Source organism: Nocardioides gilvus (assembly GCF_003194605.1).
GTDB classification, from domain to species: Bacteria; Actinomycetota; Actinomycetes; order Propionibacteriales; family Nocardioidaceae; genus Nocardioides; species Nocardioides gilvus.
Map to the genome: position 1 here is coordinate 38,609 of NZ_QHKY01000001.1, position 26,995 is coordinate 65,603.

Below are 26,995 nucleotides of genomic sequence, written 5' to 3' on the forward strand. Positions count from 1 at the left end.
CGACCTCACTGCTTGCGCAGCACCGCCGAGAACATGGCGTCGCAACCGTCGGTGTGCGGCCACAACTGGGTGACCTCCTCGCGCGTGACATCGGTGCGGGTGGCCAGCACGGCATCGACCACGTCGAGGGTCTCGGGGATCGCCGGCGAACAGGTCGCGTAGACCACGACTCCCCCGACCCGGGCAGCGTCCAACGCCGTGGCCAGCAGACCCTTCTGGAGCTCGACCAGGTCGTCCATGTCGGCCTTCGTACGGCGCCAACGAGACTCCGGCCGGCGCCGGAGTGCGCCGAGCCCCGTGCACGGGGCGTCGACCAGCACCCGGTCGAACGTGCCGGGCGCCCACGCCGGGTTGAGTCCATCGGCCGTGACGACACCGAGCATTCCCCCGGGCACAGCCCGAACGCCTCGTGAGACCAACTGGGACCGGTGGTGCTGGCGCTCGTTGCCCAGCACCTTCGCACCACGCGTGGCGGCGATGGCAGCCAGCAGAGCAGTCTTGCCTCCCGGGCCCGCGCAGAGGTCCAGCCAGCGCTCATCACGCCCCGTGAGCTCAGCTTCGGCGAGCGTCAGGGCCACTCGTTGTGAGCCTTCGTCCTGGATGCCAGCCCGACCTTGGGCGACGGCAGGTAACGAGCTCAGGTCACCCCCGGTCCAGGTCAGGGCGTAGGGCGAGCGACCCGTAGGCTCCGCGCCGGCCTCGACCAACTCCTCCACCTCGACCAGCCCGGGGCGCGCCACCAACGTCACGCGCGGCGAGACGTTGTCGGCAGCCAACAGGTCAGGCAGGGCGTCCGTGCTGAGGCCGTGACCGTAGAGGGCGCCGCGCAATTCCTCGACCATCCACCTGGGGTGCGAGGTGGCCACCGCGAGGTGACCGTTGGGGTCCTTCTTCAACGGGGGCGCCACCTGGTTGATCCAGGCGGCGAGGTCCTGGCTCATCACCTTGCGCAGCACGGCGTTGACCAGGCCCGTGGGACCGGTACCGATCCGCTCCCGGGCCAGCTCGACCGAGGAGTCGATCGCGGCGTGGTCCGGCACCCGCATGGCCAGGACCTGGTGGACGCCGAGCCGCAGCACGTCGCGCACCTTCGCCTCGAGCTTGGGCTTGTCCAGACACGCATCGATGATGGCGTCGTAAAGGCCCTGACTGCGGATCGTGCCGGCGGTGAGCTCGGTGGCGAAGGCAGCGTCGCGACCGCTGAGTTCGAACGTCGCCAACGCCTGGGGCAGGGCGAGGTTGGCGTACGCATCGTCCACGCGAACCGCCTTGAGGACCTCCCAGGCCGCTCTCCGGGCAGGGTCGACCTTCGACTCGCGTGGCTGCGGCGCCGGCTTCGCGGTGGCGCCGCGCGCTGGGGCCCCCTGCCGGCGCCGTTGTTGTCCTGCTCCGCGTCGCCGTGGTTCAGCCATCTGCGAGGAACTCCTTGACCAGTTTCTTGGGGGCCCGGGTCAACCAGGCATCGGTGATGACTTCGGCCAGTTCGTCCCGGGTGATCTCACCCAGGCGGGACTCCTGGACCAGTACGGCGTTGAAGTTGCGGAAGTGGTCGATCGTGACGAACGGCGAGTCGGGGTCCTCGACCAGTGCGGCCTTCTCCCCCGGCCCCGGCGTGAGGATGACGACGAGATCGTCGTACACCTCACCGGTCACGGGATGCTTGGCATCCTGGCGCGGTTGTCGGTACATCACGAACCCCTTGCCCTTCTCGCCCGGCGGGACCTTCCACGTGGGGACATCCCCCCACGAGGTACCGAGTTCGGTCTCGGGCAGGGACCCGCAGATCTCGTCCACGTCCTCGGGCCGGGCTGGCTGGCTCATCTGACGAGCCTAGGCCAGCGACACTGTTGCGTGACAGCCCAGCGAGTGCGCCGACGACCTCAGGTGTTGCCGAAGCGTACGCCCGACTCGAGGCGCACACCTCGGGCCCAGTCGGCGGCCTGCATCTGCTTCTTGCCGAACGCCTTGACCTCGCCCAGCTGCACCGGGGTCGAACCCGTGCCGATGAAGACCGCGTTCTTGGTGACCTCCAACTCGCCGGCAGCCAACGGTTCGCGCTCGACCGGGGTGAGGCGCCCGATCTTGATGCGTTCCCCGTCATGGGTGCTCCAGGCTCCGGGGGCGGGCGTGCAGGCGCGAACCTGTCGATCGATCGCCACTGCAGGCTGGCTCCAGTCGATCTCGGCGTGTTCGACCAGGATCTTGGGCGCCATCGTGATCCCCTCGGTCGGCTGCTCGCGTGCCTCGATCTCACCCGACTCGATGCCGTTGATGGTCTGCACCAGCAGGTGGGCTCCGCCCTCGGCGAGTCGACCCAGCAGGTCGCCGGAGGTGTCGGTCGCGAGGATCCGCTCGGTCATCACCCCGAAGGTCGGACCTGCGTCGAGAGCCTTGACGATCCGGAAGGTGGTGGCTCCGGTGAACTCGTCCCCGGCCCAGACCGAGTGCTGCACCGGGGCTGCGCCACGCCACTGGGGCAGGATCGAGAAGTGCAGGTTGATCCACCCGTGCTTCGGGATGTCGAGAGCCGACTGCGGCAGGAGCGCGCCGTACGCCACCACCGGGCACGCCTCAGGAGCGAGGGCCGTCAGCTCAGCCTGGAAGTCGGGGTCGCGTGGATGCTCCGGCTTGAGCACCGGTATCCCCAACTCCTCGGCCCGCTGCGCGACCGGACTGGCGACCAACTTGCGGCCACGACCCGACGGAGCGTCAGGACGTGTGATCACGGCGACCACCTCGTGGGGTGAGTCGACCAGGGCGTTGAGGGAAGGAACGGCAACCTCAGGGGTGCCGGCGAAGACGAGGCGCATGTCAGAAACCGAATCCGTTCGTGGCGTGGGGTGAGACCTTGACCGTCGGCTGATCCAGGCCGAACCACTCCGACTCCCGGATCTCACGCATCGCGGCCTTGCGCGCATCGGGGTCGAGGCGATCGATGAAGAGCACTCCGTCGAGGTGGTCTGTCTCGTGCTGGAGGGCGCGAGCCAGCAGCTCGGAACCCTCGACCTTGACCGGATCGCCGTGCATGTTGAAGCCGGTGGCCACGACATTGAGCGCTCGGCGGCAGTCGTAGGTCAACTCGGGCAGGGAGAGACACCCCTCAGGCCCGTCCTGGATCTCGTCGGAGAGGTCGAGGGACGGGTTGATCAGGTGACCGATCTCGCCGTCGACATGCCAGGTGAAGAGCCGCAGGCCCACCCCGATCTGGGGAGCCGCGAGACCCGCACCCGAAGCCTCGACCATGGTGTCGGTGAGGTCCTGGACCAGCGTGCGCAACTCCTTGTCGAAGGTCACGACCTCCAGCGCCGGTCTGCGGAGGATCGGATCGCCGAACAGGCGGATGGGCTGGACTGCCACGGATGGTGCTCCTCGATCGTCGGATTCGTCGCCAGTCTACGTAGGCGCACGACTCCCCCGCCCTGCGCCCTGCGGGGATCACATCAGAGCTGGAGGGGCTCCACCTGGACCCGGACAGCAGCCAGACGCCGCGCCGAACGGGCCCTCTGCATGTCACCGAGCGCCTGGCTCAGGGCTGCTCCGAGGTGACGGGGCACCCGGATCACCACGCGTACTTCCTCCGTCTCCTCGCGCTGGAGCACCGGGACCGGTCCCAGCACCTCGGCGACAGCAGGCAGCTCCACCAGTGCCATCGCCTCCTCCACTGCGTCCGGGAGTCCGGTCACCGAGGCCATGCGCACTGCCGGTGGCAGGTGCGCGCTCTGACGAGCCTCCAACTCGCGCCCCGCGAACCCGACAGGGTCCCAACGGACCAGGGTCTGGAGCAACGGGAGCGAGGGATCGCCCATCGCGATCACGCGGCCGCCCGGACGCACCAGAGCGGCGGCGTTGAACCAGCGGCGCACGGCCTCCTCGTCAGAACGCAGGTCACTGCGCCCCAGACCCAGCCAGGTGTCGAGCAGCAACACTGCCTCGTATCCCTGGCGAGCGGGCGGCTCGGCGCCCGGGGTGGCCACCACGATGTCGGCGCTGACCCCGACCTCGCTCAGCACACGGTCACCGCCGGAGCTGCGCACCGTGTGGCCCGGGAACATGCGCCCCATCTCCTCGGCCGTCCGGTCGCGCCCGATCACCGGGGCCCGCAGCCCTCGGTGTCCGCACTCCTGGCAGGCCCACGCATGGTCGACGATCCCGCACCAGCCGCAGGTGGGTGGCTCGGTCGGGCCAGCGAGCCGCAGCGGCCCTCGACAGGACTGGCAGCGCGCCGGCGTACGGCAGCGTTCGCACCCCAGATGCGCGGCGTATCCCGAACGCGGGGTCTGCACCAGGACCGGGCCGTGCTCGAGGGCACGGCGCACGGCAGTGACAGCCTGCCCGGGCACCCTGGCGCCCTTGGCCTGTTCGTCGGTGGCCACGAGGTCGACGCGGACCGACTCACGCACCAGCGCCCGTGCTGGCCCGAGTGTGTGGGCCCACCCCGTCCGGACCAGGTACTCGGCCTCGACGGTGCGTACGAGACCCCCGAGGAGCACGGCTGCGTCTTCGTGCTCGGCGCGGGTGAGCAGCACCTCGCGGGTGTGCGGGTAGGGGGCCCTCGGCTCGGCATGCAGGTCATCACCGTCGTCCCAGATCACTACCAGACCCAGATCGACGACGGGAGCGAAGGCAGCCGAGCGCGTGCCGACCACGATCCGGCGCTGGCCCCGGACCACGGACAGGAAGGCTTCGTATCGACGCGCCGGCCCCAGGTCGGCGGTCAGGACCGCGAACTGGTCAGGGCCCACCACCGCGGTCAGAGCGGCAGCCACCCGGGCGACGTCGCGGTGGTCCGGCACGCAGAGCACGACGCCCCGCCCGCTGGAGGCGGTCAGCGCCGCTGCGTGAGCCATCTGGGCCGGCCAGTCGGCCCCCGGCAGGGCCTGCCACACAGCCCGCGGGGCCCCGCCGGCTGCCAGGTGGGACAAGAAGGGCTCGGCAGGCTCGTGGCCTCGCCAGGCCAACAGCGCGGCCGGCAGGTCGGCAGACACCGCGAGAGCGCTCGGAAGCGGAGGTGCCTTCTCGGTCGTCGCATGGCGCGGGGGCACGGCCAGCCGGAGGACGTCGGCACGAGCACCCGCATAACGGGTGGCGAGCTCGGCGGAGAGCGCCTGGATCGCGGGGGTCAGCACCGGCTCCGGACTGACCACGCGCCGCAGTGGCTTCAGCGCTCCGGGGTGGTCGCTGGAGGCGACCCGTTCAACGACGAACCCATCGACGTCCTGACCCGCGAAACGCACCTTCACGCGGGCTCCCGGCACGGCAGTCGCAGTCATCGTCAACGGGACCAGGTAGTCGAAGGGCCGATCGAGGTGGGCCAGGGGCACGTCGACGAGGACCCGCGCCACCGGGTCGACCTCGGCGGGCGCCTGCTCCTTCACCTTGCGTCGGCTGCTCTCGCTGACCTGGGCCTTGGCCTGCGCCACGGACGCACGGAGGCCGGGCAGCATGTCCAGCTGCCCGGCCTCGTGTGCATCACTCATGTGCGAATTACTACCAGTCGGCGCCGACATCCGGCGCCCTGCCTCGATCTCAGAGGCCCACGGCCGCCTTCAGGGCGTCGGCACGGTCGGTGACCTCCCAGGTGAAGCCGGGGAGCTCACGACCGAAGTGGCCGTACGCCGCGGTCTGGGCGTACTTCGGCTTCAACAGGTCCAGGTCGCGGATGATCGCCGCGGGACGCAGGTCGAAGACCTCGAGGACTGCTTCCTGGATCTTCTCGTCAGGGACGACGCCAGTGCCGAAGGTCTCGATGAAGACACCCACGGGGGCAGCCTTGCCGATCGCGTAGGCCACCTGCGCCTCGCAGCGACGGGCGAGACCGGCTGCGACGACGTTCTTGGCGACCCAGCGCATGGCGTAGGCAGCCGAGCGGTCCACCTTCGACGGGTCCTTGCCCGAGAAGGCACCGCCACCGTGACGAGCCATGCCGCCGTAGGTGTCGATGATGATCTTGCGACCGGTCAGGCCGGCGTCACCCATGGGGCCGCCGATGACGAAGCGACCGGTCGGGTTGACCAGCAGGCGGTAGCCGTCGTTGGGGATGTCGAAGGAGGCAAGCACCGGGTCGATGACGTGCTGCTTGATCTCGGCCTCGAGCTTGTCGAGGTCGGTCTCCTCGGTGTGCTGGGTCGACAGCACCACGGTGTCGACACGTACCGGGCGGTTGTCGGCGTCGTACTCGATGGTGACCTGGGTCTTGCCGTCGGGGCGCAGGTGCGGCAACGTGCCGTCCTTGCGGACCGCGGAGAGACGCTCTGCCAGGCGCTGGGCGATGGTGATAGGCAGCGGCATCAACTCAGGCGTGTCGTCGCACGCGTACCCGAACATCAGACCCTGATCGCCCGCACCCTGCTTGTCGAGGTCGTCGGTGGACTCCCCCACCCGCTCCTCGTGCGCATCGTCGACGCCTTGGGCGATGTCGGGAGACTGGGCACCGATGGCCACGGTGACGCCGCAGGAAGCGCCGTCGAACCCCTTGTCGGAGGCGTCGTAGCCGATCTCGAGCACCTTCTTGCGCACGATCGCGGCGACCGGCGCGTACGCCTTGGTGGTCACCTCGCCCGCCACGACGACGAGCCCGGTGGTCAACAGGGTCTCGACCGCAACCCGACTGGCCGGGTCGTGCTCCAGGAGGTAGTCGAGCACGCTGTCGCTGATCTGGTCCGCCATCTTGTCCGGGTGACCTTCGGTCACGGACTCAGACGTGAAAAGTCGTCCTGCCACGGTGTCACTCTCTCCCAGGTGGTGTTGTTCCCTCAAGACTAGAGGCGGACCAGCATGCAAGACGTCCGTCTCACATCACGAATCGGCGCACGACCTGGTCCCAGATGGCGTGGGCCACGATGTTCTTGGAGCCGCGCTCCACGTCGAGGGCGCTGCCGTCGGCGTCGAGGATGACCACGTCGTTGTCCGCCGATCCGAAGACGGCGCCGCCGCTGACGTCGTTGACGACCAGCAGGTCGCATCCCTTGCGGGCAAGCTTGGCCCGTCCCAGCTCCATGACGGAGCCGGTGGTGTCGCCGGTCTCGGCCGCGAACCCGACCACGACCTGTCCCTGGCGGGCACGGTTCTGAGCCACCTCGGCCAGGATGTCGGGATTCTGCTCGAGCTCGATGGCGGGGGCCGATCCGTCGGCGGCCTTCTTGATCTTGGACTCGCTCAGCGACGTCGGACGGAAATCGGCGGGGGCCGCAGCCATGACCACCGCGTCCGCCAGAGCCGCGCCGGCCACCACGGCCTCACGCATCTGTGCCGTCGTCTCGACCTTGCGGACCACGACGCCGGCGGGGTCGGGCAGAGTCACGTTGGCAGCCACCAGGGTGACCTGCGCCCCGCGGGCCACCGCTGCGCGCGCCAACGCGTACCCCTGGAGCCCGGACGAGCGGTTGCCGAGGAAACGCACGGGGTCGAGATATTCGCGGGTGCCGCCGGCGGAGACGAGCACGTGGCGACCCGCGAGGTCCTGGGTCACCGCTCCCCGCAGCATGACCTGGACGGCACTCTCGAAGATCTCGACCGGCTCGGGCAGGCGGCCCTTGCCGGTGTCCTTGCCGGTGAGCCGCCCCTCTGCCGGTTCCAGGACGACTGCTCCCCGCTCACGCAGGGTCGCGACGTTGGCCACGGTGGCGGGGTGCTCCCACATCTCCGTGTGCATCGCCGGCGCGAAGACCACGGGGCAGCGGGCGGTCAGCAGGGTGTTGGTCAACAGGTCGTCCGCCAACCCGTGGGCAGCCTTGGCCATGACGTCCGCCGTGGCGGGCGCCACCACGACCAGATCGGCCTGCTGGCCGATACGGACGTGCGGCACCTGGTGCACGTCGGCCCACACACCGGCGGAGACGGGCTTGCCGGAGAGCGCAGCCCACGTCGGGGCACCGACGAACTCCAGGGCGGCAGCGGTCGGCACCACCGTCACGTCGTGTCCTGACTCGGTGAAGCGACGCAGCAACTCGCAGGCCTTGTAGGCCGCGATGCCGCCGCTCACCCCGAGTACGACGCGGGGCCGCGCCCCCGAGGGGGGCGCGGCCTCGTCGATCACATCGTCGATCTCGTGTGCAGTCACTCAGATCACGCAACCGCTCACGGTGCAGGTCACTGCAGGGTCACTCGGTGCCGGCCTGGGCCGCAGCCTTGGCAGCAGCCTCTTCGGCGGCCAGCTCGGCCGGGTCGACGTCCTCGCAGGTGAGGAGGTCCTGGTTGATCTCGCGCAGGGCGATCGAAAGGGGCTTCTCCTGGACGTGGGTGTCCACGAGGGGGCCGACGTACTCCAACAGGCCCTCGCCGAGCTGCGAGTAGTAGGCGTTGATCTGGCGCGCGCGCTTGGCGCTGTACAGGACCAGCTTGTACTTGCTGTCGGTCTTGGTGAGCAGGTCGTCGATCGAGGGGTTCGTCACGCCCTCGGCGGCGATGAGAGGTGCAGACACGCGTGGGCCTCGCTGGTGGTCGTAGTGGTTCGTACGCAGGAGCGTACGAGGGTGGTGCAGGTGATCTTCTGGAGTGCTACGGCGCCGCTGCAGGACAAGCCTCGCGGGCGTTCAGGACCCAGACTTGAGCAAGGCTACCAACTCATCGACCGCGGCGGTAACTTCGCGGTTCACGATCGTCACGTCGAACTCGCTCTCGGCGGCCAGCTCCTCGTGCGCCGTGTCCAGGCGGCGGGCCCTTTCCTCCGCTGTCTCCGTGCCTCGCCCGACCAGTCTCCGCTCGAGTTCCTCGAAGGACGGCGGGGCGAGGAACACGAAGAGCGCCCCGGGCATGGTCTCGCGAACCTGACGCGCACCCTGCAGATCGATCTCCAGCATCGCCGGGCGACCTTCGGCCAGGGCCTCCTCCACCGGAGCGCGCGGCGTGCCGTAGCGCGCGGCGCCGTGCACGACGGCCCACTCGAGGAGCTCGTCCTCGGCCACCATCCGGTCGAACTCGTCATCGGAGACGAACCAGTAGTGCACACCGTCGACCTCATCGGGTCGCGGGGCACGCGTCGTGGCGCTCACGGAAATCCACACGTCGGGGTTGGCCTCACGCATCCGGCCTGCCACCGTTCCCTTGCCCACGGCCGTGGGGCCGGCCAGGACGACCAGCCTGGAGGGACCCGGTCCGGCGTCGGGGGCGGGGCTGCTCACGGCGCTGCTCACTCCGGAGCCGCGAACTCGCGCTCGAGCGCGGCGATCTGCTTGACCCCCAGGCCACGCACCCGGCGGCTCTCGGCGATCGAAAGGCGTTCCATCAGGGCCTTGGCCCGGACCTTGCCCAGTCCGGGCATCGACTGGAGCAGGTCGATCACCCGCATCTTGCCGACCACCTCGTTCTCCTGACCCTCGCGGATCACGTCGAGGATCGAGCCACCGGAGTTCTTCAGGCGGTTCTTCACCTCGGCACGCTCCCGACGGGAGGCAGCTGCCTTGTCGAGCGCCGCCTGGCGTTGTTCAGGGGTGAGCTGGGGCAGTGCCACGTCTGGGTCCTCGTCGTTGTCGCTGGGTCGCCGCTCGTCGGCGGAAGGAGTCAATCTAGTCACCCCGTCACGGGTGACGACAAGCCAGGTGCCCGAGATGCAACCGATGTCGCTCACGCCATTGTGGAGCAGCCGTCCTCAACCGTCGAGGGCGGACACGTCATCGTTGGCGCGACGCGCGGCCTCGACCAGCCCCGAGACGCTGGGGCCGGCGCGCAGCACCTCACGACTGGTGCTGGGCAGCACGGCAGCCGAAGCGGCGCCGAAGATCCGTCGGATGTCCGCCACCGTGCCGCCCTGGGCGCCGTAACCGGGCACGAGAATCGGCCCGTTGACGTCCACCTCCGTCTCCGGGTCGGCAATGGTGGCCCCGATCACCGGGCCGAAACTGCCCAGGGGCGAGGCCTCGGCGTTGAGCGCCCGCAGGTCAGCCAGGACGTGCTCGGCGACGGTACGGCCATCGTCCGCACGGGCCCTCTGCACCTCGTGGCCCTCCGGGTTCGAGGTGAGCGCGAGCACGAAGAGGCCAGCGCCGTGCTTCCTCGCGGTCTGGACCATCGGGTCCAGCGAGCCGAAACCCAGGAACGGGCTCGCTGTGATGGCGTCGCAGGCCAAGGGGGAAGCCGGGTCGAGGTACGCATCCGCGTAGGCCTGGGTGGTGGAGCCGATGTCCCCCCGCTTGACGTCCAACAGCACCAGCGCACCAGCCTCGCGGGCGTGGGCGATGACCTTCTCCAGGACCGCCACTCCCCTGCTCCCGAAGCGCTCGTAGAAGGCACTCTGCGGCTTCAGCACGGAGACGACGGGCGCCAGCGCCTCGACCGCGGTCAGGGCGAAGCGTTCCAACCCGGCCACGTCGTCGTCGAGGCCCCAGGCCTCGAGCAGGGCGGCGTGCGGATCGATGCCCACGCAGAGACGTCCGCGCTCAGCGATGGCACGGTGCAGGCGGGTTCCGAACGGCTCCGGGCCGTTTCCATCCACGGTCATGGCTCTCCTCGAGTTCTCTGTCGACGCGGGGTGGACCCGCGTCACCCGCGCGCCAGCGCGCTGACGATCCTGCGGGGCCACAGCGGGCCCTCGTAGACGAAGGCCGTGTAGGCCTGGAGCAGGTCCGCGCCCGCCTCCAGCCGGGCCCGGGCATCGTCGGCGGTCGTGATGCCACCGACGCCGACCAGCGTCATGCCGGCCCCGACGCGCCCCCGAAGCATCTTCATCACGGCCAGCGACCGCTCGGTCAACGGACGACCCGACAGACCTCCGGCCCCGATCGCCTCGACCGTCGCCGTCGGGCTCGCGAGCCCGTCGCGCGAGATCGTGGTGTTGGTCGCGATGATGCCGTCGAGACCCACGTGCGTGGCCAGGTCGGCCACGGCCAGCACGTCCTCGTCGCTGAGGTCGGGGGCGATCTTCACGAGCAGGGGGACGCGACGCTCGCCGCTCACCTGGTCGGCGCGCGCCCGGACGGCACGCATCAAGGGCTCCAGCTTCTCGACTGCCTGGAGGTCCCTCAGACCGGGCGTGTTCGGCGAGGAGACGTTGACGACGAGGTAGTCGGCGTGCGGCGCGAGCAGACCGGTGGACTTCTCGTAGTCACCGATCGCGTCCTCCTCGGCGACGACCTTGGTCTTGCCGATGTTGACGCCCACCACGACCGGGGACGGTCCTGCAGCCGAGCGAGCAGCCAGACGTCGGGCCACGACCTCGGCTCCCTCGTTGTTGAAACCCATCCGGTTGATGATCGCCCGGTCCGCGGTCAGCCGGAAGAGGCGGGGGGCAGGATTGCCCGGCTGCGGCTCCCCCGTCACCGTGCCGATCTCGACGTGACCGAAGCCCAGGGCGGCGAGCGCGTCAATGCCGACGGCGTTCTTGTCGAACCCGGCCGCCAGCCCGAGCGCGTGCGGAAAGGTGATCCCCAACGCCTTCACCGGAGCTCCGCTCTCCTGCGGGGCCCCGAGGACGCGACTTGTCACCGGTCGGGCCGCCCGGATCGCGGCAAAGGCAGCGTGGTGCGCCCTCTCCGGGTCGATCCGGGTCAGGGCCCGCTCGAACAGCTGGTCGTACATCAGCGCGACCGCGCGGAGGCCGCGTTCCACTCCTGCAGGCTGCGTACGCCGATGTCACCTCGGTGCTGGGCCTCGATCCCCTGCACCGCCGCGCCCAGTCCCTGCACCGTCGTGATGCAAGGGATGTTGGCGAGGACCGCTGCCGTACGGATCTCGTAGCCGTCGGCACGACCTGCCTTGCCGGTGGAGTACGGCGTGTTGACGACCAGGTCGATGTCACCGTTGTGGATCATCTGCACCGTGGTCAGCTCACCGTCGGGGCCTTCGCCCTGGTGGTGCTTGCGCACCGTGGTGACCTTGACTCCGTTGCGCCGCAGCACCTCGGCCGTACCCGAGGTCGCCAGGATCTCGTAGCCCTTGTCGGCAAGCACCTTGACCGGGAAGATCATGTTGCGCTTGTCCCGGTTGGCGACCGAGACGAAGATCCGCCCCGACATCGGGAGCGAACCGAAGGCCGCGGTCTGGGCCTTGGCGAAGGCCGTGCCGAAGTCGGCGTCGAAGCCCATCACCTCTCCGGTCGACTTCATCTCCGGACCCAGCACCGTGTCGACGTTGATGCCCTCGGGGGTACGGAAGCGGTTGAAGGGAAGCACTGCCTCCTTGACCGCGATGGGGGCGTCGGACGGCAGGTTGCCGCCGTCACCGGTGGCGGGCAGCACACCGGCAGCGCGCAGCTCGGCGATCGACTCACCCATCATCAACCGGGCCGCCGCCTTGGCGAGCGGGGTGCCCGTGGCCTTGGAGACGAACGGGACCGTCCGTGAGGCCCGGGGATTGGCCTCGAGGACGTAGAGCACGTCGGAGGCGAGCGCGAACTGGATGTTGAGCAGGCCACGCACACCCACCCCGTCGGCGATGCCCTCGGTCGCGCGTCGGATGCGCTCGATCTCGAAGCCACCCAGCGTGATCGGTGGGAGGGCGCACGAGGAGTCGCCGGAATGGATCCCTGCCTCCTCGATGTGCTCCATCACACCGCCGAGGAAGAGCTCGGTGCCGTCGTAGAGCGCGTCGACGTCGATCTCGATCGCGTCGTCGATGAAGCGGTCAACCAGCACCGGACGCTCGGAGCTGATCACCGTGGCACGCTCGATGTAGCCGCGCAGCGACTCGTCGTCGTAGACGATCTCCATGCCGCGACCACCCAGGACGTACGAGGGCCGCACCAGCACCGGGTAGCCGATGCCCTCGGCGATCTCCTTGGCGTCGGCGTACGACGTCGCCATGCCGAACTTCGGCGCCGGGAGCCCAGCGGCCTGCAGCACCTTGCCGAAGGCCCCACGCTCCTCGGCGAGCTCGATCGCCTCGGGGCTGGTGCCGACGATCGGGACGCCGGCGTCGGCCAGTCCCTGCGCGAGACCGAGCGGGGTCTGTCCACCCAGCTGGCAGATGACGCCGGCCAGCGGGCCGGCCTGCTGCTCGGCGTGGACGATCTCGAGCACGTCCTCCAGGGTGAGCGGCTCGAAGTAGAGACGGTCGGAGGTGTCGTAGTCGGTCGAGACCGTCTCGGGGTTGCAGTTGACCATGATGGTCTCGTAGCCGGCCTCCGCCAGAGCCAGGGAGGCGTGCACGCACGAGTAGTCGAACTCGATGCCCTGCCCGATGCGGTTGGGACCCGAGCCCAGGATGATGACGGCCTCACGCTCGCGCGGGCGGACCTCGGTCTCCTCGTCGTAGGACGAGTAGTGGTAGGGCGTCGAGGCTGCGAACTCCGCGGCGCAGGTGTCCACGGTCTTGAAGACCGGGCGCAGACCGAAGCCGTGGCGGGCGCTGCGCACCTCGGCCTCGGCGAGCCCGCGGATTCCAGCGATCTGGGCGTCGCTGAAGCCGTGGCGCTTGGCCAGCCGCAGGGTGGCGAGGTCCAACTCGTCCGCAGCACCGATGGTGTCGGCGATCTCCTTGATCAGGAAGAGCTGATCGACGAACCACGGGTCGATCTTCGTGTACTCGAAGACCTGCTCGGGGGTGGCCCCGGCGCGGATCGACTGCATCACGGTGGAGAGTCGGCCGTCGGTCGGTGTCGTCGACTTCTCGAGGAGCGCGGTGAGATCTCCGGTCTCGGAGGCGAAGTCGAAGATCGCCTCCTTCGACTCGAGGCTGCGCAGTGCCTTCTGCAGCGACTCGGTGAAGTTGCGGCCGATGGCCATCGCCTCTCCCACGCTCTTCATGTGGGTCGTGAGCGTCGTGTCGGCGCCGGGGAACTTCTCGAACGCGAAGCGCGGCACCTTGACGACCACGTAGTCGAGGGTGGGCTCGAAGGAGGCCGGGGTGCTCTGGCCGTCAGGACGGGTGGTGATGTCGTTGGCGATCTCGTCGAGCGTGTAACCGATGGCGACCTTGGCGGCGATCTTGGCGATCGGGAAGCCGGTGGCCTTCGACGCGAGCGCGGAGGAACGAGAGACCCGAGGGTTCATCTCGATGACGATCAAGCGACCGTCGGCCGGGTTGACCGCGTACTGGATGTTGCAGCCACCGGTGTCCACCCCGACCTCGCGGATGATGCCGATCGCCATGTCGCGCATCGCCTGGTACTCACGGTCGGTGAGCGTCAGAGCGGGAGCCACGGTGATCGAGTCGCCGGTGTGGACGCCCATCGGGTCCAGGTTCTCGATGGAGCAGATGATCACCACGTTGTCCGCGGTGTCGCGCATGACCTCGAGCTCGTACTCCTTCCAGCCGAGGATGGACTCCTCCAGGAGCACCTCGGTGGTCGGGGACGCGGCGAGGCCGGCGCCACCGATGCGGCGCAGGTCGTCCTCGTCGTGGGCGAACCCGGAGCCGGTGCCACCCATCGTGAAGGAGGGGCGTACGACGACGGGGTAACCCAGCTCGTCGGCACCTGCCAGCAGGTCGTCCATGGTGTGGCAGACGACCGATTTGGCGGACTCGCCGCCGAGCTTGTCGACGATCGCCTTGAACTGCTCGCGGTTCTCGCCCCGGTTGATCGCCTCGATGGAGGCACCGATCAGTTCGACGTCGTACTTCTCGAGGATGCCGGCCGCGTCGAGCTGCATGGCGCAGTTCAGCGCGGTCTGTCCACCCAGGGTGGCCAGAAGGGCGTCGGGACGCTCCTTGGCGATCACCTTCTCGACGTACTCCGGGGTGATCGGCTCGACGTAGGTCGCGTCGGCGAACTCGGGGTCGGTCATGATCGTGGCCGGGTTGGAGTTGACCAGGATGACCCGCAGGCCCTCCTCCTTCAGGACCCGGCACGCCTGGGTGCCCGAGTAGTCGAACTCGCAGGCCTGACCGATGACGATCGGCCCGGAGCCGATCACCATGATCGACTTGATGTCATCACGCTTCGGCATGTGCTCAGGCCTCCTGGGCGGTGGTGCGGGCGGCCATCAGGTCGCAGAAACGGTCGAAGAGGTAGGCCGCGTCGTGCGGCCCTGCTGCGGCCTCGGGGTGGTACTGCACCGAGAACGACTTGAGCGCACCGGCTGCGTCGCGCAGCTCGAGACCCTCCACCACGTCGTCATTGAGGCAGACGTGGCTGACCGTGGCCGTGCCGTACGGCGTTTCGGTGGAGCCCTCGAGAGGGGCGTCGACCGCGAACCCGTGGTTGTGCGCGGTGACCTCGACCTTGCCGGTGGTGCGGTCCATCACCGGCTGGTTGATGCCGCGGTGGCCGTACTTCAACTTGTAGGTGCCGAAACCGAGCGCACGTCCGAAGAGCTGGTTGCCGAAGCAGATCCCGAAGTAGGGCAGACCGGCATCGAGGGCGGACTGGAGCAGCTCGACCTGACGCGTGGTGGCTGCCGGGTCGCCCGGGCCGTTGGAGAAGAAGAGTCCGTCGGGCGAGACCGCCAGGACCTCCGCCAAGGTGCTCGTGGCGGGCAGCACGTGGACCTCGATGCCGCGCTCGGCCATCATCCGTGGAGTGTTCGCCTTGATCCCGAGGTCGACCGCAGCGACGGTGAACTTCTTCTCCCCCACCGCCGGGACGACGTACGCCTCGGAGACCGAGACAGCGGCCGAGAGGTTGGCGCCCTGCATCTCGGCGCTCGCCGTGACCTTGGCCAGCAGAGCGGCCGGGTCGGACTCGACGCTGGAGATCCCCACGCGCATCGCGCCCCGCTCACGGAGGTGGCGGGTCAGGGCCCGGGTGTCGATCCCGGAGATCCCCACGACTCCCTGCGCGACGAGCTCGTCGTCCAACGAACGCTGCGAGCGCCAGTTGGAGGGCACGCGGGCAGGGTCACGGACGACGTAGCCGGCGACCCAGATCCGGGTCGACTCCATGTCCTCGTCGTTGATGCCGGTGTTGCCGATGTGCGGCGCGGTCATCACGACCACCTGCTGGTGGTACGACGGGTCGGTCAGGGTCTCCTGGTAACCGGTCATGCCGGTCGAGAAGACGGCCTCGCCGAAGGTCTCACCTTCGGCGCCGTAGGACTCACCGTGAAAGGTGCGCCCGTCCTCCAGGACGAGGATCGCGGGCTTGGGGGCATGCAGAGGCACGCCGACCTCCTTCTCCGCCTCACAGGACGGATAGTTAAAGGATGTTCGGAACTTGCGCGAAGCGTACCAAGCACCTGCCCGGAGTCCGCGATCCGCACGGGCGCAGGTGTGCGGGGCCACATGAACCATGCCGTAGAAGGGCTCCGGACCGCGGTGCCGCCGTGCCATGGTGGACCCATGCGCACCGTGTCACTGGAAGAGCTGGTCCGGCACGTCACCACCCTCGACAACGGTGAGATCCGCATCGTCGCCAGCGGCAACTTCGCCACCCCCCGCACGACGCTCGCGCCACTGCTGGCCGCCTTCGAGCGGGTCCGCTTCCATGCGCTGAACCTTCAACCGGGCCTGGACCTGCACGACGGTGTGGTGCCCGAGACGTGCTTCGTGGGTCCGGGGGCGCGGCGCAATCCGCGGCTGGCCTACGTGCCAGCCCGCCTCTCCACGGTGCCCACACTCTTCTCCACCGCGTTGCACCCCGACGTGGTGGTCGTGCACACCACCACCCCGCGCGACGGCAAGGTGTCCCTCGGCCTCGAGGTCAACATCCTTCCCGCCGCGATCGAGGCTGCCAGGGCCCGCGGCGCGGTGGTCGTGGCGCAGATGAACCCACGGATGCCGTGGACGTTCGGTGACGCCGAGATCGACCTCGACCTGATCGACCTGGGGGTCGACGTCGACGAGCCTCTCGCCTCCCACCGGGCCAGGGCTCCCGGCGACGACGCAGCGGTGATCGGAGCGCGCGTCGCGGAGCACGTCCGGGACAACTCCACCCTGCAGGCCGGCATCGGTGAGGTCCCGGACGCAGTCGTGGCGCGACTGACCGACCGACGGGGACTGAGGATCTGGACCGAGATGTTCTCCGACGGGGTGCTGGCTCTCGAGCGCCAGGGCGTCCTGGACACCGACGTGGAGATCGTCACCTCCTTCGTCTTCGGCAGCGACGAGTTGTACGCGTGGCTCGACCGCAACCCGCGGGTGCGCCTGCGACGAACCGAGGTGACCAACGCCCCGGCCGTGATCGCGCAGCAGCCCGGGATGACGTCGGTGAACACGGCTCTCCAGGTCGACCTCTTCGACCAGGCCAACGCTTCTCGCATCAATGCCAGGATCTACAGCGGCTTCGGCGGTCAGACCGACTTCACCGTCGGCGCCACCCACTCGCCGGGCGGGCAGTCCTTCATGGCGCTGCGCAGCTGGCACCCGCGCGCAGACGTGTCGACGATCGTGCCACTGGTGGACGAACCGGTGACTTCGTTCCAACACAGCGCGGTGGTCACGGAGCAGGGTCTGGCACGGCTGACCGGCCGCAGCGAGAAGGAACAGGCGGCCAACCTGATCCAGTACGCCGCCCACCCCGACGTACGCGACGAGTTGTGGGAGGAAGCAGGAGCGCTGGGCCTGGCCTGAGCAGCTGCCCGTCGACGATCCCAGCGCTTCGGTCAGGTCAGGACGCCGTCGCGGACGGTGACCTTGCCGCCGTAGACGGTGTGCACCACCCGCGAGTCCAGCTCGAGACCGTGCCACGGGTTGTTGCGGGAGAGAGAGACGGAGTCGGCGCGATCGACGGTGACGGTGGCCGTCGGGTCGACGAGCACGACGTGGCCGGCCTCCCCCGGCGCCAGCGAACCACCCTGGCTCGTCAGGCCAGCGATCTTCGCCGGGGTGCGCGACATGACGCGCGCAATCTCGTCCCAACCGAACTCCTCGCCCATCGCCGTACGGACCACGGAAAGGGCCGTCTCCAGCCCGAGCATCCCGAAGGCTGCGTCAGGAAAGGCGTGCTCCTTGTCGTGGCGGGCGTGCGGTGCGTGGTCGGTGGCCACGGCGTCGATGGTGCCGTCGACGAGCGCGTCGCGCAGCGCGAGGACGTCCTCCTCAGGACGCAGGGGCGGATTCACCTTGAAGACCGGGTCGTAGCCGACGAGGAGGTCCGTGGTGAGCATCAGGTGGTGGGGGGTGACCTCGCAGGTCACGTCGATCCCGCGCTCCTTCGCCCAACGGATGACGTCGACCGAGCCGGCGGTGGAGACGTGGGCGACGTGCAGGCGGGAGCTGGTGTGCCGCGCGAGCATGACGTCACGGGCGACGATCACCTCTTCGGCGATCCCGGGCCACCCGGGCAGCCCCAGCCGCCCGGAGATCTCCCCCTCGTGGCAGCACGCCGTGGCACCGGCCAACGCCGGGTCCTGGGAGTGCTGGGAGACCACGCCGCCGAAGGCGCGTACGTATTCCAGGGCCCGACGCATCACGCGGGGGTCGTGGACGCACTTGCCGTCGTCGGAGAAGACCGTGACCCGCGCCTTCGATCGGTGCATCAGGCCCAGCTCGGCGAGTTCGACCCCGGCCAGGTCCTTGGTGACGGCCCCGACGGGCTGCACGTCGACGAGCCCGGCCTCACGACCGAGCTCCCAGACACGCAGGGCGGCCTCGGCAGTGTCGGTGACGGGACTGGTGTTGGCCATGGCCAGGACCGCGGTGTACCCGCCGACCGCGGCGGCTCGCGATCCCGTCAGGACGGTTTCGGCGTCCTCCCGTCCGGGCTGGCGCAGGTGGGTGTGCAGGTCGACGAGACCGGGCAGCGCCACGAGTCCGTCGGCGTCGAGCACCTCGGTGCCAGCGGGCACGTCGGCGGCAACGCCCTCGTGCACCCCCGCGATCACCCCGTCGACGACGAGCAGGTCGGCCGTCTCACGACCGAAGAGCGAAGCTCCCTTGATCAGCAGACTCACGCGCTGGATTCCTCTCCGGCAAGCAGGTGGTAGAGCACGGCCATCCGCACGGCGAGTCCTGCGGAGACCTGGTCGAGGATGAGCGACTGGGCAGCGTCCGCCGCGTCGGCCGCGATCTCGAGTCCCCGGTTCATCGGACCGGGGTGGCAGATCGGCACGTCGGGCCCGAGCACGGCCAGCCGGTCCTTGGTGAGGCCGTAGCCGACGGTGTACTCACGCGCACTCGGGAAGAAGCCGCCCGACATCCGCTCCCTCTGCACCCGCAGCATCATCACGGCGTCAGCATGGGGCAGGACCTCGTCGATGTCGTACGAGGTCTCGAAACCTGCGGAGGCCGACCACGAGGTGACCCCGCTGGGCATCAGGGTGGGGGGTGCCACCGCGGTGACCCGAGCACCCAGTTTGGTGAGGCACTGGATGTTGGAGCGGAACACCCGGCTGTGGGTGAGGTCGCCGATGATCGCGACGTGCCTCCCCTCGAGCGAACCCAGCTGACGTTGCAACGTGTACGCGTCGAGCAGGGCCTGCGTCGGGTGCTCGTGCATGCCGTCACCGGCATTCACCACACTGGCGTCGACCCACTCGCTCACCTGCTGGGCCGCACCACTGGCGGGATGACGGATCACGAGACCGTCGACCCCCATCGCACAGACGGTGAGGACGGTGTCCCGCAGGCTCTCTCCCTTGGAGGCCGAGGATCCCTTGGCCGAGATGTTGATGACGTCGGCTGAGAGCCACTTGCCGGCGATCTCGAAGCTGGAGCGGGTGCGGGTGGAGTCCTCGAAGAACATGTTGACGACCGTGCGGCCGCGCAGCGCGGGCAGCTTCTTGACCGACCGCGACTGCACGTCATGCATGTCGGCAGCAGTCGAGAAGATCTCCTGGATCGTGTCGACGTCGAGGTCGTCCACGGAGAGCAGGTGCTTCACGAGATCGTCACCTCGTCGATCCCGTCCACCTCTGCGACGCGGACGCTGACGCGTTCACTCCGGGCGCTGGGCAGGTTCTTGCCGACGTGGTCGGCCCGGATCGGCAGCTCGCGGTGACCACGGTCCACCAGGACCGCCAGTCGTACGGCAGAAGGCCGCCCGAGGTCCGCGAGGGCATCCAGCGCCGCTCGGATGGTGCGGCCCGAGAAGAGCACGTCGTCGACGAGGACGACGACGCGGTCGTCGATGCCGCCGGCGGGGATGTCGGTGCGGTGGGCCCGACGGGTGGGTTGCTTGCGTAGATCGTCCCGGTACATCGTCACGTCGAGCTCGCCGACGGCCACCGGCACTCCCTCGACAGCGGTGATGCGCTCGGCGATCCGCCTGGCGAGTGGCACACCACGGGTGTGCAGTCCGAGCAGGACCAGGTCGGAGACGTCGCGGTTGCGTTCGAGCAACTCGTGCGCGATCCGGGTCAGGGCCCGGGAGACGTCGCGGGCGTCGAGGACGGTACGTACGGACCCATCTGGGGTCTCATCGGTGGGGGCTTCAGACATGTCCGAGCCGGACCTCCTTCTCCGCCTCACAGGACGGCTCGTTAAAGGATGTCGATCACGGCGCACCCTACCAGCGCGCCGCTCCGCTCAGCGGTCGAGGTATCTGGCACGAGCCAGGCAGAACAACCCGTAGCAGGCCAACCCCGCGGCGACAGCCGTCAGCAGGTACGGCCCGAAGGGCTGCTCGAGCACGGTGCGCAGCGCGTCGTCGAGCCCTTGATCCTCCTTGCCGCTGTGGGTCCATCCAGCGTGGACCACGAGTCCACCGACCACCGCGATGGAGAGGCCCTTGACGATGTAGCCGATCTTCCCGAACCACCGGTAGAGATCGCCGATCTCCCCGATCCGTCCCTGCTGGTCGAGGTGCTCGAGAAACTTCTCGCTCCACCCTCGGTAGGCGGTCCACGCCGCATAACCGATCACCGCGAGGCCGGCCAACGCCACGAGCCACTGACCACCGGGCCACGACATGACGGTGCCCGTCGTGGACCGTCCCTTGGATCCACTGTCGCCGAGCAGGATCCTGAACGCGCTCAGGGCCAGGGCTCCGTACAGGACGGCCTTCAGGCCCGAGGCTGCGCGTTTGCGCAGGCGATCGGAGTCATCCTCGTCCTCGTGACCGAACCCGGCCTCCAGGACGCGCCAAAGGACGAGGAGCACCAGTCCCAGCGTCAATGCCCACAGGGCCGCAGTGCCGAAGGGCTGCGAGGCGAGCTCGGCGAACGCGCCGGTGCTCGAGGCCTGCCGCTTCGACTCCCCGAAGGCCAGCTGCACCGCCACCCAACCGATGAGCAGATGGACCACCCCGTACGCGACGAGTCCGACGCGCGCGAGGTGGTCCATCCAGGTGCTGTGGTGGGCCTGGCGACCCGTTGTCTTCGTTGCCCGGCCGATGTTGTTCACACCGAGCAGTGTGCCCCTACTTCTCCAGAATGGCGACGACGCCCTGGCCGCCGGCGGCACAGATCGAGATCAGGCCACGGCCCGAGCCCTTGGCGTCCAGGAGCTTGGCGAGAACCGGCACGATGCGCCCGCCGGTGGCGGCGAACGGGTGTGCGGCGGCCAACGAGGAGCCGTTGACGTTGAGCTTGGCCCGGTCGATCGCACCCAGGGGCTCGTCGAGGCCCAGACGCTCCTTGCAGAAGACCGGGTCCTCCCAGGCCTTGAGCGTCGAGAGCACCTGGGAGGCGAACGCCTCGTGGATCTCGTAGTAGTCGAAGTCCTGCAGCGACAATCCCTCGCGCTGCAGCATCTCGGCGACTGCGTACGCCGGGGCCATCAGCAGCCCCTCGTTGCCGTTCACGTAGTCGACCGCTGCGGTCTCGTACGCCGTGATGTAGGCCAGCACCGGCAGACCGCGCTCGGCAGCCCACTCCTCGGAGGCCAGCAGGACGGCGGACGCGCCATCGGAGAGCGGGGTCGAGTTGCCGGCGGTCATGGTGGCCGCAGCCCCCTTGCCGAAGACGGGCTTCAGCTTTGCCAACTTCTCCACGCTGGAGTCGGCACGCATGTTGGTGTCACGCTCCACGCCTCGGAAGGGCGTGATCAGGTCGTCGTGGAAGCCTTCCTCGTAGGAGCGGGCGAGGTTCTGGTGCGATCGGGCCGCGAGCTCGTCCTGGGCCTCACGGCTGATCTTCCACTCCAGCGCGGTCAGCGCTTGGTGCTCACCCATGGAGAGGCGGGTGCGGGGCTCGCCGTTCTGGGGGATGTCCAGACCCACGTCGCCCGGACGGATCTTGGCGAGCGCGGTGAGCTTGGCCTTGGTGTCGCGCGCGGTGTTGACCTTCATCAGCTTCTTGCGCAGTTTGTCGCTGATCGCGACGGGGGCGTCCGAGGTGGTGTCGGAGCCACCTGCAATGCCGACGTCGATCTGGCCGAGGGCGATCTTGTTGGCGACCTGGATGACGGCCTGGAGACCCGTGCCGCAGGCCTGCTGGATGTCGGTGGCCGGGGTCCGGGGGTCCAACTTGGAACCCAGGACGCACTCGCGCACCAGGTTGAAGTCGCGGGCGTGCTTGAGCACTGCACCGGCGACGACCTCACCGACGCGCTCGCCCTCCAGGCCGAAGCGCGTGACGAGTCCGTCGATGGCGGCGGTCAGCATCTCCTGGTTGGAGACGTCGGCGTAGACGCCGTTGGACCGGGCGAAGGGGATCCGGTTTCCGCCGATGACGGCTACGCGGCGGGTCTGTGCCTGCATCACGTGTCTCCTGTCTCAGTGGGCGCCACAGATGTGGACGCCATTGGTGGAACGTGCAGTTACACCTAGAGTTACACATAGCGCGCAACCGGCGCACACCGTCCACGCCTGCACACCAGCTTCGGAGGTCCTTCCCATGAGCGACAAGTACCAGGGGTTCGTCTCCTCGTCCATCGGCAAGTTTCTCGTCAAGAACCTGGGCCTGCCCAACCCGACCCGACTCGACCGCTGGACGCCTGGAGCCCCGCTGGTCGACGGCACCGTCCTGGTCGGTGGTGCCGGCCGACTCGCCCCCCAGTTGGTGGCAGCCCTCAAGGAGCTCGAGGTCACCGCGACCGACCACGACACCGAGGGCGCGAAGTACAAGGCCCTCGTCTTCGACGCGACCGGCCTGGAGTCCCCCGACACCTTGGTGACGCTGCGTGAGTTCTTCACCCCGGTGATGCGACGCCTGGCCTCGTGCCCCCGCGTGATCGTGCTGGGCACGCCGCCGGAGAGCCTCACGGGCGACGCCCGCATCACCCAGCGCGCTCTGGAAGGCTTCACCCGCTCGCTCGGCAAGGAGATCGGCCGGGGCGGCACCTCGCAACTGGTGTACGTGGCCCCGGGCGCAGAGCGCGCCGTCGACTCCACCCTCGCCTTCTTCCTCTCCCCCAAGTCCGCGTACGTCTCCGGGCAGGTCGTCCGCATCGGCGTCGAGGGCAGCCAGGAGGCCGGCGAGGTCGCCGACCTGAGCCGCCCCCTCGAGGGCAAGGTCGCTCTGGTCACCGGCGCGAGCCGCGGCATCGGCGAGCAGATCGCACGCGTCCTGCACCGCGACGGAGCGAAGGTCGTGGGCGTCGACGTGCCGCAGGCCGCCAGCGACCTCGTCTCGCTGATGACGGAGCTGGACGGCGACCACCTCGCCCTCGACATCACCCACCCCGACGCTGCCCAGCGCATCGCGCACCACCTGGCGACCGAGCACGGCGGGGTCGACGTGGTCGTGCACAACGCAGGGATCACCCGGGACAAGAAGTTGGCCAACATGGCCGACGACCGCTGGAACAGCGTGATCGCGGTCAACCTCACGGCGCCCGCCACCATCACCCGCGAACTCCTCGACCAGGGCGTGATCAACCCCAACGGCCGGATCATCGGTGTCTCGTCGATCGCCGGCATCGCGGGCAACGTGGGCCAGACCAACTACGCAGCGTCCAAGGCCGGTGTGATCGGCCTCGTGCAGGACCTGGCGGGCGAGCTGACCGACGGGATCACGGTCAACGCCGTGGCACCGGGCTTCATCATCACCCAGATGACCGCTGCCGTGCCTTTCGCCACCCGCGAGGTCGGCCAGCGCCTCAACGCGATGAGCCAGGGCGGTCTGCCCGTCGACGTCGCCGAGACCATCGCCTGGTACGCCTCCCCGGGGTCGACGGCCGTGAACGGCAACGTGGTCCGCGTCTGCGGCCAGATGATGCTGGGCGCCTGAGATGGGTGCACTGGGCCATCTGACCCGGGCCGCGCTCCCCTCGGTCCCGGGGGTCAACCAGTTGCCGGGCGTGCGCAAGGTCAAGCCTCGTGACTTCGCCGGTGTGCACGTCACGACACCTCCCGTCCCGATCGATGCCGGGCACGTCGCTCGGTACTCCCAGGTCTGCGGCTTCCCCCGGCGCGACACCGTCCCCGTCACCTATCCCCACCTGCTGACCTTCGGGGCCCAGATGAGTGTCATGGCTGACCAGGCCTTCCCTTGGCCGGCCATGGGCAGCGTCCACCTGGAGAACCGCATCACCTCGCACCGCCCCATCGGGCTGGACGAGACGCTCGGAGTGCAGGTGGACGTCGAGACCACGCGTCCGCACGCGAAGGGCACGGTCGTCGACTTCGTCTCGACCATCCGCTCCGGGGAGGAGACGGTGTGGGAGTCAGTCTCCTCCTACCTCGTCCGCGGTGGCGGCACCGACGACGCTCCCTCGGGCCTGACCTTTCCCGAGGCCCCCGACGGCAAGGCCGTGTGGAGTCTGGGCGACGACCTGGGTCGCCGCTACGGGCGCGTCTCGGGCGACATGAACCCGATCCACCTCTACCCGCTGACCGCGAAGGCGCTGGGGTTCCGGCGTCACATCGCCCACGGCATGTGGACGAAGGCACGGGCTCTTGCTGCGATCGAGAACCGGTTGCCCGACGCCGTCCAGATCGACGTGGCCTTCAAGAAGCCGGTCTTTCTCCCCAGCAAGGTTGCCTTCGGGGTGACGGGCGACCGCAGTGCCTGGCACTTCGCCGTCCGCAACCCCAAGGACGGGTCGCCTCACGTGGTGGGACGGGTCACCGCTCTCTAGCCCCCGGACGCGGACACGGTCCACCCACCGACGCTCACCGCCGCGGAGTGCCGAACCTGATGCTCCGCGGCTGGGTCGCCGCGTTCGGCGCCGCGGCGACGCGTTGGTTGAAGGTGGCGGTCCCCGGGGTCCAGGTTCCGAGGTCGGTGACCCCGTCACCGTCCCAGTCCCCGACGGTCGGCAGGTCCCCGACGAAGCCGTACTTCACCGAGGTCACGACCGGTGCGGCGGAACGCGTACGGAGCAGGAACGTCGCCGTGCTCGGGTCGTAGAGCCCGACGTCGGTGAGGCCGTCACCGTCCCAGTCGCCCGTGACCGGCACCCCACCCGTACGTCCCATCCTGATGGTGCTCTTCGCACCGGTCGAGCTACGGAGCCGGAAGATGCCCTTCGACGGCCGATAGATGCCGACCTCCGAGGCGCCGTCACCGTCCCAGTCACCAGCAACCGGGCGATCTCCCCGGGCCCCGAACTTGATCTTGACGAAGTTGGCCTCCCCGGCGAGGGTGAAGATCCGGCCTGAGGCTGCGTACGCCCCCACCTCCGAGAGCCCGTCGCCGTCCCAGTCACCGACGACAGGCTCGTCGAACGCCCTGCCGACCCGCATGGTGCGGGTGGTCCCGTCGGCGGCGGACAGCACGTGGAACGAGGGTCCGGAGACCCGGCGGAAGACCGCCACCTCAGCCTCCGGCCCCGCCAGGAGGTTGCCCGCGATCGGCACGTCCACGCAGTTGGCGGAGCGCGCGGTCCCGTAGCGGTACTTCGCACCACCGAACCACGCAGGGACGACCTTCTTGCCGACCTTCTGCTCGAAGTGGAGGTGCGGACCGGAGCTGTTACCGGTCGTTCCGAGCGTCCCCAGCAGGGCACCCTGGTCGAGCCAGGTGCCCACCGTGACGGTGACCTTCTTCAGGTGTGCGTAGACGGATGACTCGCCGTTGCCGTGGTCCAGGACCACATATCGTCCATAGCCCTTGTTGCTGGAGTTGTTTGCAGTCACCACACGACCCGGGGCCGCGGCGACAACCGGCTTCCCCAGGTCACCGGGCGCATTGAAGTCGACGGATTGGGCGCTGGGTGAGTGGCTTGACCGCGTGGACCCGGTCCACGACTGGTTGCACTCGAAGGGGATCTGGTAGCCGGTGACGGGCACAGGCTCCTTCTTCTTCTTCGCCTGCGCCGGCGACGCCGTGATGAAGACCGACAACGGCAGGACCGCACAGATGACGGCGCTCAGCAGTCTTGATCGACGTGAGGCTCGCACAGCGGGGACCGCCCTAGGACGCAGGAAGACGCCCGCTCCCGCCGACCAGAAACCCTTCGGATTCACGAGTCACACGAGGCACAGCCGTCACAACAGCCCCTACAGTAAGTTCCATCGGCGTGTCTGTCCCCAATTGCGGGGAATTACACCGTTGTAATGCTAGAGGTCAGCCGATCCGTCGGATCAGGCCCTCCTGGGCGACCGTGGCCACCAGCTCACCGGACTGCGAGAAGACTCGTGCCAGCGCGAGCCCACGTCCGCCGGAGGCAGACGGCGACTCCTGGTCGTAGAGCCACCAGTGATCGGCGCGCAGCGGCCGGTGGAACCAGATGGTGTGGTCCAGTGAGGCCGGCTGCAACTTCTTGGAGTTGACGGTGATGCCGTGCGGCACCAACGCGGCCCCGATCAGCGTGAGGTCGGAGGCATAGGTGAACGCAGCCTTCTGGATGACCGGGTCGGTGGGAAGGTCCCCGTCCACCCGCACCCAGAGGCGTGCCTGGGCCGCCCGATGGGGATCGGCGTCGAGACCCATCCCGGTGATCCCGAGATGGCGCATGTCCAGCCCGGCCCACTCGTGCTGCCACTGCCGTAGGTCCTCCTCGTTGCGCGCGGCCAGGTCGACCAAGGGCATGCCCGACTCCGGTCCACCCACCTGCGGCATCGAGTCACTGTGGTCGAACCCGGGCTCAGGCTTCTGGAAGCTGCACGTCTGGGAGTAGATCTCGCGACCGTGCTGGAGCGCGACCACCCGACGGGTCTCGAAGGAGCGTCCGTCCCTGATCCGGTGGACCTGGTAGATGATCGGCACCCGGGTGTCACCGGGTCGCAGGAACAACGAGTGCAGCGAGTGCAGCTCGAACTCCGGGTCCGCACTGCGACAGGCCGCGATCAGGGCCTGTCCGGCGACCTGACCACCGAAGACCCGCTGCCTCTCGGTGTCAGGCTGGGCTCCCCTGTACAGGTCGACGTCGAGTTGTTCCAGCTCCAGCAATGCCAGGAGCTTCTCCACACTGCCAGCCATGT

The 26,995-nt window shown here is 69.0% G+C and carries 24 protein-coding genes; 3 read left to right on the top strand and 21 right to left on the bottom strand.

Going from position 1 to position 26,995, the window contains the following annotated elements:
- Positions 1 to 5: 5 nt before the first annotated feature.
- The 14 genes from DNK52_RS00195 to carA all read right to left on the bottom strand — a co-directional run bounded on the left by DNK52_RS00195 (position 6) and on the right by carA (position 15,972).
- Complete coding sequence (locus tag DNK52_RS00195; protein ID WP_110238561.1) at positions 6 to 1,412, bottom strand: transcription antitermination factor NusB; 1,407 nt, start codon at positions 1,410 to 1,412, stop codon at positions 6 to 8.
- Positions 1,405 to 1,821: an MmcQ/YjbR family DNA-binding protein gene (locus DNK52_RS00200; RefSeq protein ID WP_110238562.1), complete on the bottom strand. Its 417-nt coding sequence runs from the start codon at positions 1,819 to 1,821 to the stop codon at positions 1,405 to 1,407. The genes DNK52_RS00195 and DNK52_RS00200 overlap by 8 nt, the downstream gene beginning before the upstream one ends.
- A gap of 59 nt (positions 1,822 to 1,880) precedes the next feature.
- The gene (fmt, locus tag DNK52_RS00205; RefSeq protein ID WP_110238563.1) at positions 1,881 to 2,810 is read right to left on the bottom strand and encodes a methionyl-tRNA formyltransferase; all 930 of its coding nucleotides are present in this window, start codon (positions 2,808 to 2,810) and stop codon (positions 1,881 to 1,883) included.
- 1 nt (position 2,811) lies between these two features.
- On the bottom strand, positions 2,812 to 3,357 hold the full coding sequence (gene def / locus DNK52_RS00210; protein WP_110238564.1) for a peptide deformylase: 546 nt from the start codon (positions 3,355 to 3,357) through the stop codon (positions 2,812 to 2,814).
- An 83-nt stretch (positions 3,358 to 3,440) separates the two neighbouring features.
- A complete protein-coding gene (locus DNK52_RS00215) occupies positions 3,441 to 5,477 on the bottom strand; it encodes a primosomal protein N' (RefSeq protein WP_110238565.1) in 2,037 nt (678 codons plus the stop codon).
- Positions 5,478 to 5,526: 49 nt separating this feature from the next.
- Positions 5,527 to 6,720, bottom strand: coding sequence for a methionine adenosyltransferase (gene metK / locus DNK52_RS00220; protein WP_110238566.1), 1,194 nt, complete (start codon positions 6,718 to 6,720; stop codon positions 5,527 to 5,529).
- 70 nt (positions 6,721 to 6,790) lie between these two features.
- Complete coding sequence (gene coaBC, locus DNK52_RS00225) at positions 6,791 to 8,032, bottom strand: bifunctional phosphopantothenoylcysteine decarboxylase/phosphopantothenate--cysteine ligase CoaBC (RefSeq protein ID WP_110239879.1); 1,242 nt, start codon at positions 8,030 to 8,032, stop codon at positions 6,791 to 6,793.
- Between the two features lie 67 nt (positions 8,033 to 8,099).
- Positions 8,100 to 8,420 (bottom strand): DNA-directed RNA polymerase subunit omega, encoded by a 321-nt coding sequence (rpoZ, locus tag DNK52_RS00230; RefSeq protein ID WP_110238567.1) that lies wholly within the window; start codon positions 8,418 to 8,420, stop codon positions 8,100 to 8,102.
- A gap of 111 nt (positions 8,421 to 8,531) precedes the next feature.
- The gene (gene gmk / locus DNK52_RS00235; protein WP_110239880.1) at positions 8,532 to 9,119 is read right to left on the bottom strand and encodes a guanylate kinase; all 588 of its coding nucleotides are present in this window, start codon (positions 9,117 to 9,119) and stop codon (positions 8,532 to 8,534) included.
- Between the two features lie 8 nt (positions 9,120 to 9,127).
- Entirely contained in the window at positions 9,128 to 9,565 is a 438-nt protein-coding gene (gene mihF / locus DNK52_RS00240; protein WP_275426122.1) for an integration host factor, actinobacterial type, read from the bottom strand.
- 21 nt (positions 9,566 to 9,586) lie between these two features.
- Positions 9,587 to 10,435 (bottom strand): orotidine-5'-phosphate decarboxylase, encoded by an 849-nt coding sequence (gene pyrF / locus DNK52_RS00245; protein ID WP_110238568.1) that lies wholly within the window; start codon positions 10,433 to 10,435, stop codon positions 9,587 to 9,589.
- 41 nt (positions 10,436 to 10,476) lie between these two features.
- Positions 10,477 to 11,541: a quinone-dependent dihydroorotate dehydrogenase gene (locus DNK52_RS00250; protein WP_239455285.1), complete on the bottom strand. Its 1,065-nt coding sequence runs from the start codon at positions 11,539 to 11,541 to the stop codon at positions 10,477 to 10,479.
- A complete protein-coding gene (carB, locus tag DNK52_RS00255) occupies positions 11,511 to 14,819 on the bottom strand; it encodes a carbamoyl-phosphate synthase large subunit (protein WP_110238569.1) in 3,309 nt (1,102 codons plus the stop codon). Before carB ends, DNK52_RS00250 begins: the two co-directional genes overlap by 31 nt.
- 4 nt (positions 14,820 to 14,823) lie before the next feature.
- On the bottom strand, positions 14,824 to 15,972 hold the full coding sequence (gene carA, locus DNK52_RS00260) for a glutamine-hydrolyzing carbamoyl-phosphate synthase small subunit (protein WP_239455286.1): 1,149 nt from the start codon (positions 15,970 to 15,972) through the stop codon (positions 14,824 to 14,826).
- 177 nt (positions 15,973 to 16,149) lie between these two features.
- Between carA and DNK52_RS00265 the strand changes: the two genes are divergently transcribed.
- On the top strand, positions 16,150 to 17,379 hold the full coding sequence (locus DNK52_RS00265; RefSeq protein ID WP_110238570.1) for an acetyl-CoA hydrolase/transferase family protein: 1,230 nt from the start codon (positions 16,150 to 16,152) through the stop codon (positions 17,377 to 17,379).
- Between the two features lie 32 nt (positions 17,380 to 17,411).
- On the opposite strand, the gene DNK52_RS00270 is transcribed toward DNK52_RS00265, so the two are convergent.
- From DNK52_RS00270 to DNK52_RS00290, 5 genes are all read right to left on the bottom strand, one after another.
- A complete protein-coding gene (locus tag DNK52_RS00270) occupies positions 17,412 to 18,701 on the bottom strand; it encodes a dihydroorotase (RefSeq protein WP_110238571.1) in 1,290 nt (429 codons plus the stop codon).
- Positions 18,698 to 19,630 carry an aspartate carbamoyltransferase catalytic subunit gene (locus tag DNK52_RS00275; RefSeq protein ID WP_110238572.1) on the bottom strand — a complete coding sequence of 311 codons (933 nt, stop codon included), beginning with the start codon at positions 19,628 to 19,630 and terminating at the stop codon, positions 18,698 to 18,700. The genes DNK52_RS00270 and DNK52_RS00275 overlap by 4 nt, the downstream gene beginning before the upstream one ends.
- Positions 19,627 to 20,187 carry a bifunctional pyr operon transcriptional regulator/uracil phosphoribosyltransferase PyrR gene (gene pyrR / locus DNK52_RS00280; protein ID WP_110238573.1) on the bottom strand — a complete coding sequence of 187 codons (561 nt, stop codon included), beginning with the start codon at positions 20,185 to 20,187 and terminating at the stop codon, positions 19,627 to 19,629. Before pyrR ends, DNK52_RS00275 begins: the two co-directional genes overlap by 4 nt.
- 87 nt (positions 20,188 to 20,274) lie before the next feature.
- The gene (locus DNK52_RS00285; RefSeq protein ID WP_110238574.1) at positions 20,275 to 21,090 is read right to left on the bottom strand and encodes a DUF1206 domain-containing protein; all 816 of its coding nucleotides are present in this window, start codon (positions 21,088 to 21,090) and stop codon (positions 20,275 to 20,277) included.
- A gap of 16 nt (positions 21,091 to 21,106) precedes the next feature.
- A complete protein-coding gene (locus DNK52_RS00290) occupies positions 21,107 to 22,387 on the bottom strand; it encodes an acetyl-CoA C-acetyltransferase (protein WP_110238575.1) in 1,281 nt (426 codons plus the stop codon).
- Between the two features lie 136 nt (positions 22,388 to 22,523).
- Between DNK52_RS00290 and DNK52_RS00295 the strand changes: the two genes are divergently transcribed.
- Both DNK52_RS00295 and DNK52_RS00300 read left to right on the top strand, forming a co-directional pair.
- Complete coding sequence (locus DNK52_RS00295) at positions 22,524 to 23,858, top strand: 3-oxoacyl-ACP reductase (RefSeq protein WP_110238576.1); 1,335 nt, start codon at positions 22,524 to 22,526, stop codon at positions 23,856 to 23,858.
- A 1-nt stretch (position 23,859) separates the two neighbouring features.
- Entirely contained in the window at positions 23,860 to 24,708 is an 849-nt protein-coding gene (locus tag DNK52_RS00300; protein ID WP_110238577.1) for a MaoC family dehydratase, read from the top strand.
- A 34-nt stretch (positions 24,709 to 24,742) separates the two neighbouring features.
- On the opposite strand, the gene DNK52_RS00305 is transcribed toward DNK52_RS00300, so the two are convergent.
- Positions 24,743 to 26,038, bottom strand: coding sequence for a peptidoglycan DD-metalloendopeptidase family protein (locus tag DNK52_RS00305; RefSeq protein ID WP_110238578.1), 1,296 nt, complete (start codon positions 26,036 to 26,038; stop codon positions 24,743 to 24,745).
- A 100-nt stretch (positions 26,039 to 26,138) separates the two neighbouring features.
- Complete coding sequence (locus DNK52_RS00310) at positions 26,139 to 26,993, bottom strand: acyl-CoA thioesterase (RefSeq protein ID WP_110238579.1); 855 nt, start codon at positions 26,991 to 26,993, stop codon at positions 26,139 to 26,141.
- Positions 26,994 to 26,995: the final 2 nt, after the last annotated feature.